Here is a 15,922-nt window from a genome sequence, read left to right as displayed (position 1 = left end):
AAAGGTGCGTTACTCCGAGCGTATCCCGGGTCAGCGCGGTGGAAGTGAATTCCCCACGAGCATGAAGAGACTGTTCCGCGACGTTGCACCCGTTTTCCTGAGTGCGTTGGAAATGTGGTTCTCCACCGTTCTGGCGCTGATGCCCAGGTGTTCGCCAATTTCGACATTCGAGCGATGTCCCGCCAGTACTGCCACCTCGATCTCCCTCTCGGTGAGCGGCGTAGTCCTGAAGGTGTTGAAGGACAGTTGCTCGTTGGCCGACGGGAACCGAACCGCGAACATCGAGGAGGCCTGGGCAAGAGCATCGGCTGCAACACTGTCACCTTCGACGACGTGGCGTTTGAGGGCGCCGCGGAGCAGCATCCCTATTTGGTAGGTGTCGGGATCGGGTTCGTAGTGCTTGAGGAGGAGACCCAGCAGCTGGTGGTCCCCTTCAACAACTGCGGCGGCAATGGCCAGGAGGTTGTCGTGGATGGTTATGCCGCTCTCCCTGAGGATCTTCTGCAGCAGGTCCAGTACTGGCCGCCCCGGGCACAGGCATGTGCACAGCAACGCCGTCATCATGGCTTCCAGAACATAGCCGCTCTTCAGTTGGCGCTTGATGAGCTTGGTTGCTTTGCGATCGAACGTTGCGGGTTGGGCGCTGCTGTGGGCGATGAGTTCGTAGGCGCCTTTGCCAATACCGGGAAGCGGGCCGGTATCGTGCATGTCTTCCCGTGCCTGTGCGGCGATGGAGAAAGCCGGTGAGACCACGTTGGTTGCGTGCCTCAGTCCGGCAAGCCGCAGCATGGCGTCGTACAGGGAGTCGACCACGAACCCGGGCCGGCCCATGGCGAAGACGCTGCTCATGAGGTACTCGGCTTCTTCGAAGTTCCCGCGGTACAGCAACCCGTGGGCAGCGATGTAGCTGCTGGTAACTACGCCAAACTGATCCAGGTTCCTGCGGGCTTCGGCACGCCACTCCAAGGCGAAAACAAGGGACTCGTCCACCCTTCCCGCGGCGAACATTGCGAAACCTCGGATGAAGGGGCGGAGATGCGGGAAGGCATCCTCATCGCCCTCACCCTCGACGGCCCTGATGGCAGCGTCGGGCCGGAGCCGGTACAGCTCCAGCAGCCCGCACACCAGGTTCCGCATCCCCGACTGCGAATCGGGGTCTTCCGTCAGCTGCTCCCCGCTGCGCTGAATGCGACCATGGGATGCAGTGAGAAAGGCGATGGCATTTGTAACGTCCGACTCATACTCAGGGTTAGTTGCGGCCAAGGCTTGGAGAATTTCGACGGCGGCGCCCGGGCCTCGGCCCGTATGGATAGCGAGCATCGCCTCGGTAATGGTGAGAAACAGCATGTCTGTTGCCTCGGCGTCGGCGGTTAGTGTTTCCGCACAGACGCGAGTGGCGCGTTGAATGTTGACGGGCGCCCCCCAATAGGTGCGAAGGAGCGCCACCGCGTTCGCCGCCGTCTTGTTGCCCTCCCATCGTTCGAAGCGGGTGCGTTCACGAGCTGCGTTGTGGTCGTGGAAATGGCGCGCGGTGACGGCGTCGTCGTCGCCCTTTTCCAAGCGGAGGCCGGCAAGCAGCTGAGTGAGGCAATCACTCGTCGACGAGTTTTCACCGGTCGTCTGGGGTGCGGTCTCAAGTATCCCTGCGATTTTGCTGCGCAGCAGGTGCCGGTCACGGAGCATTTTCTGCCCACGGAAATAGTCGGCGATGACCGGAGGACTGATAGCGGCGATCGCCCCGCTGTGGTGATCGTTCATGACGGACAGAAATCCGCGGCGCTCGAGGTTCTCCAGGATTTCGAGGCTGACCACCTTCTGGAGGATGTCGATGCGCGCCGTGCCCAGTATCGCCATGATGTGGAGCGCAGTGAACTCCTCGGCGGTGAGCTCAGACAGCAGCGCTTCCAAAGTCCCCCGGAGGTGTTCGTTCCACAGGGAGCCGCTGGTCATACGCCATTGCTTGTCCTTCAGCACGAGGAGATCGCTCAGCGAGGCTGTCTCGGCTATCCGGACAATGAGTCGGGGATTTCCCGCGGACTTGGTGAGGATGCTGGCTGTTGCCTCCGCATCCGCGGGCGCGCCAAGAACCTGCGCAATCAGCATGTGGACCTGCTCGTAGTGGAGAGGGTCCAGCTGCAGGTGAGCCTCGCGGCCCTGGTTGAGGACAGCGAGTTGGCCCTTTGAAAACGCCCACGTGTCGGGAGCGGTGGCCACCATGGGGCAGTCCGATCGACGGCGGACGGCTTCCAGGACTGCCAGGGACTCGTTGTCTACCAGGTGGATGTCGTCAGCCACCATCAGGTGCTTCCCCGGTTTCGCCAACTGGGCGGCGAAAACGTCCGCGATATCAAAGACCCCGCTGCGGCCGGGACGCATGTCCAGGCCCAGTCCTTTGATGGCCGAGAACGGGATGCCGCGGTGAGTACGCATTCCACTGATGAAGTGGACAGCGACGCCCGTCTTCTCCAGGTTGGCGATCACGTTATTGACGACGGCGGTCTTGCCGCTTCCAGGGGCGCCGACAACGCGCACTCCTATGCCGCGTGCAACAAAATCGAGGATTCGTTGAACCTCTGAATCGAACACTCGACCTGACCTTCTGTTTCTGTGGACGCCCGACATGCGGCTCACTTCGCAGGCTAGATCGAGGAAACAGGACTAGGTGGCAAAACGGCCTTGCACAGGCCATTTTGGGGGCTTCTAGGTGGCGATTTAGGCAAAACTAGGTGCTCGGCCGCCTCGTCTAGGTGGTGTGAGGCATGTTGGCCAGTGCTTAAGGTGTCCATCCGGATCCCTCCCGTGGTGGTTGCTTGGGTTCAACGCTACGGAGGGCCGAGGTCAAATTACACGGGTGTAATTCGCTATGTGGATATGTGTTCTAACTGGTTATTAGCTACTAGTACATATATTCGTATGGGCAGACAAAAAAGCACGGCCGGTCAGTGACCGGCCGTGCTTTTGAGTCGAAGGAACCCTTCTGGTCTTCGTCGAGGGTGCGGCACGTGAGGTGTTGACCGCAGAGCAGCGAGCTACCACCGCCCGGCGCGCAGAAGCGATGCACCCGATCACCACCGTAAAGCCGCCAGATCGTCGAAGCTCGAGAGTCACATTTCGCCCTCACCTTCTTTTATGAATCTACTCATGCAGCTCTCGTCGACGTATAAGGAGAGAAAACTGAACTAGGTGGTAATTCGTTCTTGCACAGACCGTTTTCGGGCGTTCTAGGTGGCGATTTAGCCAAAAGTAGGTGGTGGCGTGTCGGCCCTAGGTGGTGAATGCGTTGCAAGCCCAGTGATCGCAGAGAAACAATCCTTGGATTGTTTGAGCTGACCCCAACGTACCCATTTGACAAATTCAGATATGAGGTTGAGGGTATTGCTCAATCACTTGACCGACTAGCGGAACAGCAACCGCAAAAGTAGAAGTGATTTTCCTGCAGCAACCCGTTAATGCACTCAACCAAGCTCAACTCCCGAAAGGGTGTTGGTCAACGTTCAATCAAGTAGGCCCGAGTGGCCCTTGAGATCACGTCCATTGGGGGACACAAGATCATGAAAATTCGCACCAGCATCACAGCAATATGCATGTCAGTATTCATCGCAACCCTGGCGACTCCGGCCCATGCAGCTGATGAGCCCGACAGCACGCAGACACTCAAAGACGTCACCGCACCTAGATCTGCATCAAGCGACGGAACCACAAATCACTTGAGTCTCAAGAAGGGCGAACCGACATATTCAACAACAGCTGTCGGATCGCGCCGCGCCAGTCTTTACGCCGGAAACTGGATGCTCTTCACGGAGGAAAACGTGGACTTCTACTACGACTGGAGCCGGGTGACGAGTAGCTACGGCTATCAACGCGTTGGTGCTTCGGGTTCAACACGGTTCAGGCACTGGGCATCAATCGAAGTTATGTGAGCAACTGGCAGCACTCCTTCAGAGCATTGACCGACGCAGGCGTAGGCACCCCCACGCCTTGGGGAAATGTCAACATTTATCACTCAACCGTCATCCAGAGCGCAAACGTATATGGCGACGGCGCCTGGTATGCGTGGCAGGGCTAGTCAACGGACTTAGTGCCCAAAGGGGCCGGTCCTGAGCGGCCGGCCCCTCCATAAACGAGGACTCATGTTACGCATAACAGATCTTTCCAAACGGTACGGCCGAATAAACGTGTTGCACAACATATCATTAACTATTCCCTCAAGCGGCATATACGTGCTTCGGGGTGAAAACGGGAGCGGCAAGACCACCTTGCTGAAGTGTTTGGCTGGGCTTGAACGATACCAAGGAAGCATTCTCTGGCATAGCGAATCATTGTTGAAGAACATTGCCGTAGCCTTTGATGATTCCACATTGCACGGGCGACTCACAGGTTTGCAGAATCTGCGGGCCCTTCTAGATGCATCTTCAGAAGTCATTGAGGAAACTCCTGCAGTTCGGATGTTCTTCAATAATGATCTTCTCAGGAAGAGATCTGCAAACTACTCTCTCGGACAAAGAAAAAAGATCAAGATAGCAGCGGCTTTCGCAGCACTGAAACCATGCATCTTGTTGGATGAACCGCTGTCTGGCCTGGATAAATCCGGTCGAGAGGGCCTGCTGCAATTGCTGGAGTCCAGCGCCGACACCAACTGTGTACTGATTTCAGATCACGAATCCGCGTTCTACCGCAGCGTTGCCTCATCTGAGTTCACCATTCGACGTGGCAAGATCCATCGAGATCCAGGCAACGAAGCTTCCAAGATCGATGAGTTTGATGAATAGCCTACTTCGTTCCATGAGGACCGAACTGAGGTATCAGCACTGGAGCAGAATGCTCTTGCTTCCCCTCGCTGGTCTCCTTTTGGCTCTCGTATTCGCATTCACCGGGAGTGTCAGCAACGTCGGTGCCAGCATGACTCGTCTCGAGGCGACGGCGGCACAAGCATCAGCCAACGGACTGTCCCTGGCTCAGGCCATGGAACAGCCCATGAGCTTGGTGGTTCAGGACGGTCAGAAGCTGGTGGACAATCCACTTCGCTATGACTATGAAAGGGCCTACCTTGCTTACCAAGCCCTCGAAGGAACGAATGGAGTCGGAACCGGACTTGAAATGATCACCTTCTTGGTCATCCCGCTACTCTTTTTCGTGTACGGGTGTGGCGTAGCGGCCGGCGACGCCCGCCGTCGTATTTTGAAGGATCGAGTGGTCACACAAGGCGCAACGCCATACGTCGTTGCCAAAGCGGCTATTGTTGTGGCCGTTTCCTTGGCTGCGGTCCTGGTTGCGGCGACGTTGAGCCTTGCTGTAGCGCCTATCGTCAGAGCGGCCTTTCTACCCTCCGTCGATCGCAGCTTTCCCTACCCTGTTGCAACACTGGCTGTTGGAAGCCCCGCCGTCCAAATTGCATTCAGCGCGTCTACGGCAATCATGTTCGGGCTACTGGGTCTGTTTGTCGGACTCGCGGCCAGAAGCATGCTGATACCGAGCTTGGCTGCCGGCGGGCTGCTTATGGTGGCACCTTTCGCTGGGCCCTACGATCCACGAAATATTCTTACCGCCGCTGCAGAGGGCGTCTTCAACTACTGGGGTGGGTTCAGTCCACGCCCGCCATTCCCAGTGCAGCTCGAACTCGGCCTGGCCGCCATGGCCGGGGGCTTGCTCATTGTTGCCCTGGTGTCCGTCTTTGTCTGGTCACGGATGACGAAATTTGTGTAAAGGCCCACTTGGGCAGACAAAAAAGCACGGCCGGTCAGTGACCGGCCGTGCTTCTGAGTTATCCGAAGACTAGATAGCCTGGATGTTTACTGCCTGGGGACCCTTGGGGCCCTGCTCGACGTCGAAGGAAACCTTCTGGTTCTCTTCGAGGGAGCGGTAGCCCGAGGAGTTGATCGCAGAGTAGTGAGCGAAAACGTCCTGGCTGCCATCTTCAGGAGAGATGAAGCCGAAGCCCTTTTCGGAGTTGAACCATTTTACGGTACCTGTAGCCATTTTTTCAGTCCTTACTGAAGGTGGAGATTGTCCCGACTTTCGGGTCTCCGGGTGTGGGGTGTTCTCCACAGTTACTTCAGAAAGTCACGATCCGGAAGGATCGTGGGGACTGCCTGAACTACCAAATGCCAAACACAACAACACCGTCAAGTCTACAGAGTTTTGAGCAGATGGCTAGTGCTGGGAAACATTTATCCATCAGGTGTGGTCGGGACACCCCCACTTGGGCGTTACTGCCGCTCGTCGCCTTTGCGTACACCCTGGAGCCTTTCCTTGATCACCCAGCTGGAAATCGCCGGAGCGGCAGTCGCTATCAGGCACGCCGTGGTCCTGGTTGTCTTCTCAAAACCTTCTTCCCCCATCCCCAAACGCCGCCCGCAAGCGTAACGTTCACCCCATGGGACCGACACCTGACACGGTCATCATCGGCGCAGGCCAGGCGGGCCTCACGACGAGCTACTGGCTCACGCAGTTCGGCGTCGAGCATCAAATCCTTGAGCGACGGGATTCACTGGGCGGTGCCTTCCAGGATCGTTGGGACGGCTTCTACATGAACACTCCCAACCTTTCGCTTGACCTCCCTGGGATGCCGTACGACGGCGACGACCGGGACGCGTTCATCCCCCGCGATGCCGCGGTGAACCTCTTCAGGCGGTATGCGGAGCTGATCACAGCGCCGGTTCACACCGGCGTCGACGCGACCAAGTTATCCCCGACCTCGAACGGAGGCTTCCAGATTGAGACGTCTCTGGGCAGCTTGCAGGCGCGCAACGTTGTTCTTGCAATGGGCGCCTACCAAGTTCCCAAGATCCCGGCTCTCGCCGCGAAGCTCCCAAGCGGTGTAACCCAGCTGCACACTCACGACTACCGCAATCCCGAGCAACTGCCCGAAGGCGCCGTGCTGGTCGTCGGCACCGGGCAGTCAGGTGGGCAAATCGCCGAGGAACTCCACGCCGCCGGACGCGACGTCCACCTCGCAGTTTCAGTCGTCCCTGAAGCGCCCCGCCGATACCGAGGCCAAGACCTCATCTACTGGATGCTCGAAACCGGTAAGCACGGCCCCGACTACGGAATCAACGCCCTTACCACCGGGGCGCTCCCCTCCCCCTCCCTGCGATTCGCACCCAACCCTCTGCTCTCGGGCATCGACGGCGGCCACAGCATCCACCTCCGCGAACTCGGCCGCCGCGGCATGCACTTGCATGGCCATGTTGAAGCAATCGACGACGGCGGCATCACCTTCAGCGACGACCTCCCCGAACGCTTGGCCACAGTCGAGTCCGTGTTTGGACAGCGGTCGCGAAAGGCGATTGATGCTTACATTGCGGCAGCGGGGATTGATGCGCCCTCGCAGCCACCTTTAGCCGCGGATGATTGGCTGCCTACGGAGCCGGCACAGCTGAACCTGGCCGACGCCGACATCACGTCCGTCCTGTGGGCAACCGGGTACAAGCTCGACTTCAGCTTCGTTGACATGCCGGTGGTTGATGAGTGGGGCTACCCGAAGCACGTGGGTGGGGTGATGGAGGCAGCTGGACTGTTCGTCGTCGGGCTGCCCTGGCTCACGCGGCACTATTCAGCGATAGTCGGTGGTGTGGGTTTAGACGCCAGATTTATCGCTGAACGAATCTCCGGCCTTTGAACACTGTTCCCACTCAGTCAAAACGCTCCCAGGAGGACGATCCATGCAAATGCCCAAGCCCTCAGAGGCGGACAAAGAACGCTTCCGCTCGGCCGTCCCCGAAGATTCAGACGTGGAGGTCAAGCCGATGTTCGGGAATCTCGGCGCTTTCGTTCACGGCAACATGTTCGCCGGCTTGTTTGGGCCCACCATCGGCGTGAAGCTCTCCGAGGCCGACCAGCAGGAACTGGAGTCCAATCACCAGACGCAACCCTTTGGTCCCGCAGAACGTCCAATGGGCGGTTACGTCGGACTTCCGGAGTCGTGGCAGGACGACGCCGAGCAAACTGCGGAATGGGTGGCCAAGGCGTTTGAGAACGTGGCGAAGTTGCCGCCCAAAACGCCCAAGGCATCCAGGGCAAAGCAGCCCAAGAAATAGGCAAACCTGCACCCAAAAGCCCTCGCCAAACATGTCCGGAAGTGCTGTGATCCTGCTATGGCATCAATGAATGGGCGAGTGTCCCTTGTGTCGGGCGCTACGGGCGGCCTTGGCAAGGCCATCGCTATGGCGCTGGCCCGCGAAGGAGGGACCGTCGTCGTGCTTGGCCGTTCAGAAGCGCGGGCAGAAGACGCGATTCGCGACATCCAGGCTGTAGTCCCTAACGCGGCGCTGGAGCCGCTTGCGTGTGACCTCTCTATCCAGGCCTCAATCCGGTCGGCAGTTGACGAGTTCCATTCCCGTCATCAAAAACTCAACGTGCTGGTTAACGCTGCTGGCGTGTTCCGTAAGGAACGCCAAGTGACCCCGGACGGCCTCGAAGTCACTTTCGCCACCAACGTAATGGGCTATTTCCTGCTCACCAATCTGCTCGTGGATTCGCTGAAACGCGGGGCAAATGCGGACGATGCCTGGACGTCGCGGGTGGTCAATATCGCGTCGAAGTATTCGGGCGGGCCGTCGGTTACCACGATGGATTTCGACGACCTTCAGACCACCAAGCGCAAGTACAGCTACATGCGCGCTACCCCACCGACGATGCTTGGCCGGGTTCTGTTAACGCAGGAGTTCGCGGAGCGCCTTCGGGGCTCAAACGTTGTGGTGAATGCCGTGCACCCGGGCCTGGTTAAGAACACGGGGCTGCTGCAGGACGTTGGCGGACCCTTCCGATGGCTGACAAACACGTTGGGCAAGCCTGCCGAGGAAGCGGCTGATACGCCCTTTTGGCTGGCCACTTCGCCGGAGACTGCTGCGGTGTCCGGCAAACTCTGGGCCAAGCGCAAGGAACTGCCGACGCCGGGCATGGGGTCGGACCCGGCGGCGCGAAGGAGGCTGTGGGAGGAATGCACCCGACTGGCGAAGATCCTCTGAGGTTCCGCTCAGGAACCTTACGCCTCCTTCAGGTCCAGCTGCGGCGCAGGCCTGCGGAAACCACGCGTCAAGTAGGCGAGCCAGACCAAGCCAACGGCAGCCCATGCCAGACCGAATCCGATCGACAAGCCACTCAGACTCGTCCATAGCCAGATCGTGAGTACAAACCCAATGCCCGGAAGCACAAGGTTATGGATCACGCCGCGAGTTCCGCGGGCCTTTTGGTCGAAGTAGTAGTGCTTGATGACGGCAAGGTTGACCACGGAGAACGCTACGAGCGCTCCGAAGCTGATCAGCGATGAGATGGTCAAAAGGTCCAATACGAAGGCCAGTAGCGACACGGCGGAGGTCAAAAGGATCGGCAGGACGGGAGTCCGGAATCGTTCGTGCAACCGCCCCAAGGCAGCCGGGAACACTCCGCTGCGGCCCATGGAATGAATGATTCGTGAGACCGAGGCCTGTGAGGTCAATGCTGATCCGAGGCTGCCGGCAATGTAGGCAGCCGTGAAGAAGGCAACCAGCAACTCGCCGCCCGCTGCGCCAATGACCTCGATGGCCGCCGAGTTCACGTCGTTGAAGGTGCTGACGGGGAGAACCAGGTGGCTGATGTACGCGAGTCCCAGGAAGATCATGCCGGCCAGGATTGTGGTGATCATGATGGCGCGGGGCAGGTTCCGCTTCGGATCCTTGGTTTCCTCCGCGAAGGTTGAAACGGCGTCGAACCCCAAGTAGGAGAGGCAGAGGATAGCGGAGCCGGCGAAGACAGGCGAAAGTCCCTCTGCACCTTCGGCCCCGGTGAAGGGCGCCAGAAGATCAACGTTGCCGGTTCCCGTGATTGAGGAAAGCCCTAGGGCGACGAACAACACGATGAAGAGCGCTTGTAGTCCCACCACCACAAAATTGGCCTTGGCAATCGCAGTAATGCCGAGGATGTTCAGCACGGTAACCGCAAGGATGGAGACGATCATGAACACCGAGGCCGGGATAGCCGGGAATGCGGCTTCCATGTAGATGCCGATCAGCAGGTAGTTGATCATCGGCAGCAGCAAATAGTCCAGCAGGAGCGACCACCCGGCCATGAAGCCAAGGCCCGGCCCGAAGGATCGAGTCGCATAGGTGTACGCGGATCCCCCGAACGGGAACGCCTGCGACATCCGGCCGTACGATCGCGCCGTGAAGAGCATGACCACCAGGGTCACGGCATAGGCAGCCGAGAGTCGCCCGCCAGTCAGTTCCACGACGATGCCGTAGGTGCTGAAGATAGTCAGCGGCACCATGTAAACCAAGCCCAGCAGGACCAGGGAGGGAACGCCGAGGACACGGCGCCAACCCTGGTTCGCTGACTCCGTGGACGCGGGCCCCACAGGCTTCTCGCCTGCCGGTGTATCAGTTTCAAACGTGGGGGTCATTGGGGATCCTTGATGCTGATGCTGGTGTGCTTGGAAGCTGCGACGCTGCAGAACTTCGTAGCGGCAACCGGATCGACGGGGTCGCCGAGATCCTGAAGTGCTGGGGGTTGACTCGTGGGCGCGTGGTGGACGCCTCTGGTCTTGTGAACGTGAAATGAATAGCGTTCATTTAGTGTGACGGTGAGGCGGGTCACAGTCAATATGTGACGGCCTTGGTCTGAAGACAGCCACACACTCATTCGCCTCGTGCGCGCCCTTAGTCCCCGGTCGCTCCCCGCCAACACCACGGCCCCGACATCCTCTGCTGGCTCCGAAACCGGCAAATACGGCCCAGACTTCGGCATAAAAGCCCTCAACCGCGAGGCGCTCCCCTCCCCCTCCGCCCGTCTGGCGTGCACACACCTGCTCGCCGGCACCGAAGGCGACCACGACATCCACCTCCGCGAACTCGGCCGTCGTGGTTATGCACCGGCACCGCCGCCTGGAGTCCATCGACGACAGCGCCATCACCTTCGGCGGCGAACTCTCCGAACGCCTCGCCACGGTCTAGTCCGGGTTCAACAACCGCATGCCGACTGCTATTTATGCGTTCATTGCGGCAGCCGGGATCGATGCGCCGGACCAGCCGCTAGTCCCTGACGACGGAGGGTTGCCAGTAGAGGCCGCTTCGTTGAACGTGGCCGATGATGGAATCACTTCCGTCTTGTGGTCAACGGGGTACGGGTTGGATTTCTCATTTCTGGACATGCCCTTGCTTTGAGTGGGGCTACCCTAAGCGCACTGCAGGTGTGACGGGGCAGGCACGCTTGTTTGTGGTGGGCCTTCCGTGGCTGACGCGGCACTATTCATCGATCCTGGGTGGGTTGGCTTGGACGCGAAGGTAGTTGCGGGGCAATTGCGCTAGGCCCCCACGACGTCGAACCACCTCCGTCGGTCTACGACTCTCTCCTTAACGGCAGACTGGGCCTTTGGCGGCTAAGCTCATATCAACTTCTGACCCCGGGAAAGGAAAGCCATGCCACTCGAGATTGGGCTTTGGCGAGTTACAGACAGAGCGAGGCAGCTTTCTCCCTCGAGGATGCCCTACGAATCGCGGCTGGAACAGCTCATTCTTGACGACCCGGCCATCTTGGAAACAGAGCTTCTCATCCTGGGTCACCAGGTTCTTACGAGCTATGGCAAGTTCATTGACATCGTCGGGATTGACGTCGAAGGATCAGTCCACATCATTGAGCTCAAACGTGACAGGACCCCACGCGAAGTCGTCGCCCAAGCTCTGGACTACGCCTCGTGGGTTCAACATCTATCCAACGACGACGTGCGAGAGATATTCCAGAAGCACAATCCCGACGGTGATTTCGACGTTGCGTTCGCTGATAGATTCGGAGGCACTCCAACGCCCGATGACCTGAACGAAGCGCACTTCATTACCATCGTTGCCGGCGATTTGGACGACAGTACAGAACGCATCGTCCAGTACTTGAGCGGTTCATACTCGGTTCCTATAAATGTGATGCTTTTTCGGTACTTTGCAGATGAGGGCAATTCCTACCTTGCACGTACCTGGCTTATCGAGGGTGCCCACCAAGATCTCCAAAGTGCCGGCGGAAAGCGTGCATCAACCAAGGCACCATGGAACGGGAGAGACTATTACGTCGCTTTTGGCTTAGAGAACAACACACGGAGTTGGCTGGACGCCCGCACCTATGGTTTTGTATCTGCCGGCGGCGGCGAATGGTACTCACGCTCTCTTAGGAAGCTACCTATCGGAGCACGGGTCTTCGTTTGTATTCCGGGTAGCGGCTACGTGGGAGTCGGAACCGTCTCTGGAACCGCATCCGCTGCACGTCAAGCAACCTTTAACGTCAATGGGGTGGAGAAGCGCTTCGTAGATCTCGACCTGCATGCTGACTACGGACTCCACTCCCTCGAGGCAGAACCTGACGGGCCGGATTTGAACGAATATGTGGTGCCCGTTTCGTGGGATAAGACCATTGATGTATCCGAGGCCTTTTGGCGGAAGGGCCTATTTGCCAATCAGAACAGTGCGTGTAAGTTGCGCCACGAACTAACGATCAGCGAGGTCGCAAAGGCCTTCCAGCTCGATTCAGCCTGAGCCCGCTTAGCGGAGAACAGCAAGCGCTTGAGCAGCGTCATACCGTGATGCAGACACGTTGGGTAGACCCGCCCTCGAAAACGACCACAACGACATGTCAGTGCGCCTTGGGGGCATGCCCCTAGCGCGGATCGCATCGGAAAACCCAACCCGGGACCTACGCTTCCTTCAAGTCCAGCTTCGGTGCCAGGCGACGGAATCGGCGCGCCGGGTAGGCGATCCAAGCCAAGCCAACGGCCGCCCACGCAAGGCCGAACACGAGCGACAGGCTACTCAAGCTCGTCCACAACCAGACCGTGAGGGCGAACCCAATAGCAGGCAGCACCAGGTTGTGGATGGCGCTGCGAGCTCCGCGTTACTTCTGGTCGAAGTAGTAGTCCTTGATCACCGCGAGGTTCACCACCGAAATTTCGACGAGCGCGCCGAAGCTGATGAGCGATGAAATGGTCGGCAGATTCAAAACAAGGGCCAGCAGTGAGACGGCCAAGGTCAGGAGCACGGGCAGGAACGGCGTGCCGAAGCGGGCATGCGACTTGCCAAGGGCTGCCGGGAAGACGCCGATCCGGCCCATCGAGTGGGTGATCCGCGAGCCGGAAGCGTGCGAGGTTAGGGCGGAGCCGAGGCTGCCTGCGCGGTAGTCGGCGGTGAAAAAGGTCGACGTCGTTGAAGGTGCTGACCGGCAGTACGAGGTTGCTGGTGTAAGCCAGACCGAGGAAGATGACATCGGCCAGCACCGTGAGCATGATGGCCTTGGGCAGGTTGCGCTTCGGGTCCTTGGCTTCTTCAGCGAAGGTCGAAAAGGCCTCGAACCCGAGTAGGAAAGGCAGAGGATGGCCGCGCCGGCGAAGATCGGCGAAAGCCCGTCCGCGCCCTCCGCCCCCGTGAAGGCTGCCACGACGTCGAGGTTGCCGGCGCCGGTGATGAATGAGAGTCTGAGGGCCTGGCCAAACCTGGGACCACTAGTGTGTCGTGGGCGACCGGGTACCGGGCTTGATCTGTGCCTTATCTACGTACCGTGCTTGATGGCTGCGACTACCGGAAGCACACCGCAGGCTTCCCGTAGCAGGCGGCGTTGGATGCGGCGGGTTACCTTGGCTGCCCCGCCCTTACTCCTCGGGCCTCTGCGGGTTGGCCAGGACGTAAAGCTGGTGGCCGACCAAGTTGACGGGTACGGCGCAGCACTCCAACAGTCGGCTTCAGCGCACAGCAGGCAATTGTAGTCTTTACGAACGTCGCAACTCGCGACTGGACCAGTTGGCTACAATGGCAAATTCCATTGCATCAAGATGTTTCTCGAATATAGGTGATACCAAAAGCTTTTACCTGCCTATAGGTCTGGAGTCTGGACGGAAGGTCGAAAGAATCCCCATTAACATACTGAAAGATGTCGAGCCCTCGGCCTAAGACGATTCGCCATCCAGTGTCGGTGACTATGGAGCGGTCATGGATATTGCTGAAGAAATTAACATCTACTTTGATTCCTGCAACTGCCGCGGCCTGTTTGACCTTTAGCAGCAGCTCAAGCTGTTTTCGCTGTTTGTCAACGCCGTCTGTGGCTTCCGAGGTATGCAGCTGCACGTGGAATTCGTCGGCCGCGTCCTTGGTGACCGCGATGCACTCGATTAGTTCCATCAGATTACGGGCCTGGTGGAACTGCCGGATGTAAGGGTCAGTAATGGTGATCTGCGTGGCTCCGCGCAGGTACGGTACCAAGAGAGTTTCGAACGAGACTCCGCGCTGGTTCTCTTGGAACTCTTGGTGGCCCGCAAAGAGCGGTTTTTCGGTGACAGGCTCGGGCGTAATTGGTTGATCGTCTTCCGCGGAAGTCGCGGCGGGTCCAGTTGGATAGGCCGCTGCTTCTTCAGGGTCAGTGCTTACCTGGCGCTCAGGATAGTAGTACTCCGGGTACTCATCCTCTTCAAGCGTGGAGATTGAATGCCATGTACCCGCTTTGTCGAGATAGCCGAACTTCACGGCTGCCATCGTTGAGTCGATCCGAAGGATCTGGTCTTTGACGCGCTTGCGGCCCTCGATGGCAAACTGCAGAATCTCTTCGACTTCTTCGGGCGAGGCTTCCCCATGGGGGTACAGGATCTTCATCAGCCCGGAGAAGGTCTTGTGGATGGCGTCGCGGTCTCGTGTCGAAATGTCAGAGGACAGTGTGAAGTGCTGCTGGTAGCGGTCGGAGTAGTCCGCCGAACGCATCGACTTGAGCACCTCGGCGATGTAGTCGACAACGAACCCGTACCCGTTGGAGAACATCTCGCCGCGGATGGTGTCGACCTCCCACCCCGGGATGTAGTGGTGCAGGCGGTCAAGGTAGGCCGAGTCGTGGTAGCTTTCGGGAAGCTCGTCGAACAGGTCGGAGTGCTTGAGCATGTAAGGCACGGTGTGCGAGGTGTTGCCGACGAACACCATGGACGCCTCCGCGCCGAGCGTCTCGACGCCGCGGGAGAACGATTTGTTCGCCATGTAGTTCTTCATGATGTCCACGAGCGCCTTGTCGGTGCGCTTCTTCTTGCCCGCGAACTCGTCGAACGCGACGACATCCCAGTAGCCGACCAGCCCGATGCGGCCGTTGGAGTTGTTAACGAACAGCTTGGGGACGGTGACTTCGCCACCCGAGATGAGCATGCCGTGGGGTGAGAACTCCGAGAAAATGTGCGACTTGCCGGTGCCCTTGGGGCCGAGTTCGACGAGGTTGTAGTTTCGCTCGACGAACGGGATGAGTCGCACGAGCTGGATGAGCTTGGCGCGGCGGCCGAACAGTTCGGGATTGAACCCGATCGACTGCACAAGCAAGTCAGTCCATTCGTCGGTTGTGAACTCGCTCCGCGCCGCGAGGTAACCCTCGAAGTCGAACTTCGACAGCTGGATGGGCTTGATCGACCCCAGTATCCACGGCACCATGCGGGCGTCATCACTGTGGAAGTACTCGATGTCGCAGATGCACCAAACACCACCAACAAGCAGCTTCGGGTGAGCCTTGATCGTCGCGGATTCGACGAGCACTCCCTTGATGCCAAGGTTGGCGAACTCTGCCTGGTAGACATCATCCTTCTCGTTGAGCGTGACGGTCACTTTGTCAATGATGCGATGGCGTCCGCGCTCCTTGATCGTGGACTTCACCAGTTCTGACTGGTTTCGGTTCACGTAATGGTCGGCGAGAATTTTACGCACCGAATCGATGCCTGCTTGGATGGTGGCTTCGTCGTCGGATGCAGCGTACTGGCCGAGCAGGTACTCCAGCACGAAGGAGGGCACGATGGCGTTGCCCTTGACCGCCTTCACCAGGTCCTTGCGGACTACTACGCCGGGGAAGAGCTGATTGATCTTTCGGTCCAGGCCGCTCTGCAACGGGATGGCATCCGCTGATGTGGTGACCCCAGCGGTGATCCCTGGATTGACCTCGCTCACTTCGCTCATAGTCG

13 protein-coding genes are annotated in these 15,922 nt (G+C 58.9%); 8 read left to right on the top strand and 5 right to left on the bottom strand.

Going from position 1 to position 15,922, the window contains the following annotated elements; translation table 11 throughout:
• Window positions 1-30: 30 nt before the first annotated feature.
• Window positions 31-2,586: a LuxR C-terminal-related transcriptional regulator gene (locus LRQ04_RS07650; RefSeq protein WP_235519148.1), complete on the bottom strand. Its 2,556-nt coding sequence runs from the start codon at window positions 2,584-2,586 to the stop codon at window positions 31-33.
• 926 nt (window positions 2,587-3,512) lie between these two features.
• On the opposite strand from LRQ04_RS07650, the gene LRQ04_RS07645 reads away from it, so the two are divergent.
• The 3 genes from LRQ04_RS07645 (at window position 3,513) to LRQ04_RS07635 (ending at window position 5,703) form a co-directional block, all read left to right on the top strand.
• Window positions 3,513-3,920, top strand: coding sequence for a hypothetical protein (locus LRQ04_RS07645; protein WP_235519147.1), 408 nt, complete (start codon window positions 3,513-3,515; stop codon window positions 3,918-3,920).
• A 210-nt stretch (window positions 3,921-4,130) separates the two neighbouring features.
• Complete coding sequence (locus LRQ04_RS07640; protein ID WP_235519146.1) at window positions 4,131-4,769, top strand: ATP-binding cassette domain-containing protein; 639 nt, start codon at window positions 4,131-4,133, stop codon at window positions 4,767-4,769.
• A gap of 193 nt (window positions 4,770-4,962) precedes the next feature.
• Window positions 4,963-5,703 carry a hypothetical protein gene (locus LRQ04_RS07635; RefSeq protein WP_235519145.1) on the top strand — a complete coding sequence of 247 codons (741 nt, stop codon included), beginning with the start codon at window positions 4,963-4,965 and terminating at the stop codon, window positions 5,701-5,703.
• A gap of 69 nt (window positions 5,704-5,772) precedes the next feature.
• Here the strand turns inward: LRQ04_RS07635 and LRQ04_RS07630 are convergent, their stop codons facing one another.
• Window positions 5,773-5,976, bottom strand: a complete 204-nt coding sequence (locus tag LRQ04_RS07630; protein WP_011773907.1) for a cold-shock protein — start codon at window positions 5,974-5,976, stop codon at window positions 5,773-5,775.
• Window positions 5,977-6,373: 397 nt separating this feature from the next.
• Between LRQ04_RS07630 and LRQ04_RS07625 the strand changes: the two genes are divergently transcribed.
• From LRQ04_RS07625 to LRQ04_RS07615, 3 genes are read left to right on the top strand one after another with little or no spacing between them, the layout of a single operon-like run.
• Window positions 6,374-7,618 carry an NAD(P)/FAD-dependent oxidoreductase gene (locus LRQ04_RS07625; RefSeq protein ID WP_235519144.1) on the top strand — a complete coding sequence of 415 codons (1,245 nt, stop codon included), beginning with the start codon at window positions 6,374-6,376 and terminating at the stop codon, window positions 7,616-7,618.
• A 43-nt stretch (window positions 7,619-7,661) separates the two neighbouring features.
• Window positions 7,662-8,036: a TfoX/Sxy family protein gene (locus LRQ04_RS07620; RefSeq protein WP_235519143.1), complete on the top strand. Its 375-nt coding sequence runs from the start codon at window positions 7,662-7,664 to the stop codon at window positions 8,034-8,036.
• Window positions 8,037-8,093: 57 nt separating this feature from the next.
• Entirely contained in the window at window positions 8,094-8,966 is an 873-nt protein-coding gene (locus LRQ04_RS07615) for an SDR family NAD(P)-dependent oxidoreductase (RefSeq protein ID WP_255773972.1), read from the top strand.
• A gap of 17 nt (window positions 8,967-8,983) precedes the next feature.
• Here LRQ04_RS07615 and LRQ04_RS07610 read toward each other — a convergent pair whose 3' ends face one another.
• Window positions 8,984-10,375, bottom strand: coding sequence for an APC family permease (locus LRQ04_RS07610; RefSeq protein ID WP_235519141.1), 1,392 nt, complete (start codon window positions 10,373-10,375; stop codon window positions 8,984-8,986).
• Window positions 10,376-11,390: 1,015 nt separating this feature from the next.
• Between LRQ04_RS07610 and LRQ04_RS07605 the strand changes: the two genes are divergently transcribed.
• Window positions 11,391-12,491 carry an endonuclease NucS domain-containing protein gene (locus LRQ04_RS07605; protein WP_235519140.1) on the top strand — a complete coding sequence of 367 codons (1,101 nt, stop codon included), beginning with the start codon at window positions 11,391-11,393 and terminating at the stop codon, window positions 12,489-12,491.
• A gap of 355 nt (window positions 12,492-12,846) precedes the next feature.
• Here LRQ04_RS07605 and LRQ04_RS07600 read toward each other — a convergent pair whose 3' ends face one another.
• Window positions 12,847-13,062: a hypothetical protein gene (locus tag LRQ04_RS07600; protein WP_235519139.1), complete on the bottom strand. Its 216-nt coding sequence runs from the start codon at window positions 13,060-13,062 to the stop codon at window positions 12,847-12,849.
• A gap of 73 nt (window positions 13,063-13,135) precedes the next feature.
• On the opposite strand from LRQ04_RS07600, the gene LRQ04_RS07595 reads away from it, so the two are divergent.
• Window positions 13,136-13,309 carry a hypothetical protein gene (locus LRQ04_RS07595; protein WP_235519138.1) on the top strand — a complete coding sequence of 58 codons (174 nt, stop codon included), beginning with the start codon at window positions 13,136-13,138 and terminating at the stop codon, window positions 13,307-13,309.
• A 463-nt stretch (window positions 13,310-13,772) separates the two neighbouring features.
• On the opposite strand, the gene brxL is transcribed toward LRQ04_RS07595, so the two are convergent.
• On the bottom strand, window positions 13,773-15,917 hold the full coding sequence (brxL, locus tag LRQ04_RS07590; RefSeq protein WP_235519137.1) for a BREX system Lon protease-like protein BrxL: 2,145 nt from the start codon (window positions 15,915-15,917) through the stop codon (window positions 13,773-13,775).
• Between the last annotated feature and the right edge of the window lie 5 nt (window positions 15,918-15,922).

It is taken from the genome of Paenarthrobacter sp. AR 02 (assembly GCF_021538675.1).
Classification (GTDB): Bacteria; Actinomycetota; Actinomycetes; order Actinomycetales; family Micrococcaceae; genus Arthrobacter.
This window is presented reverse-complemented; position numbering and strand designations above follow the sequence as displayed.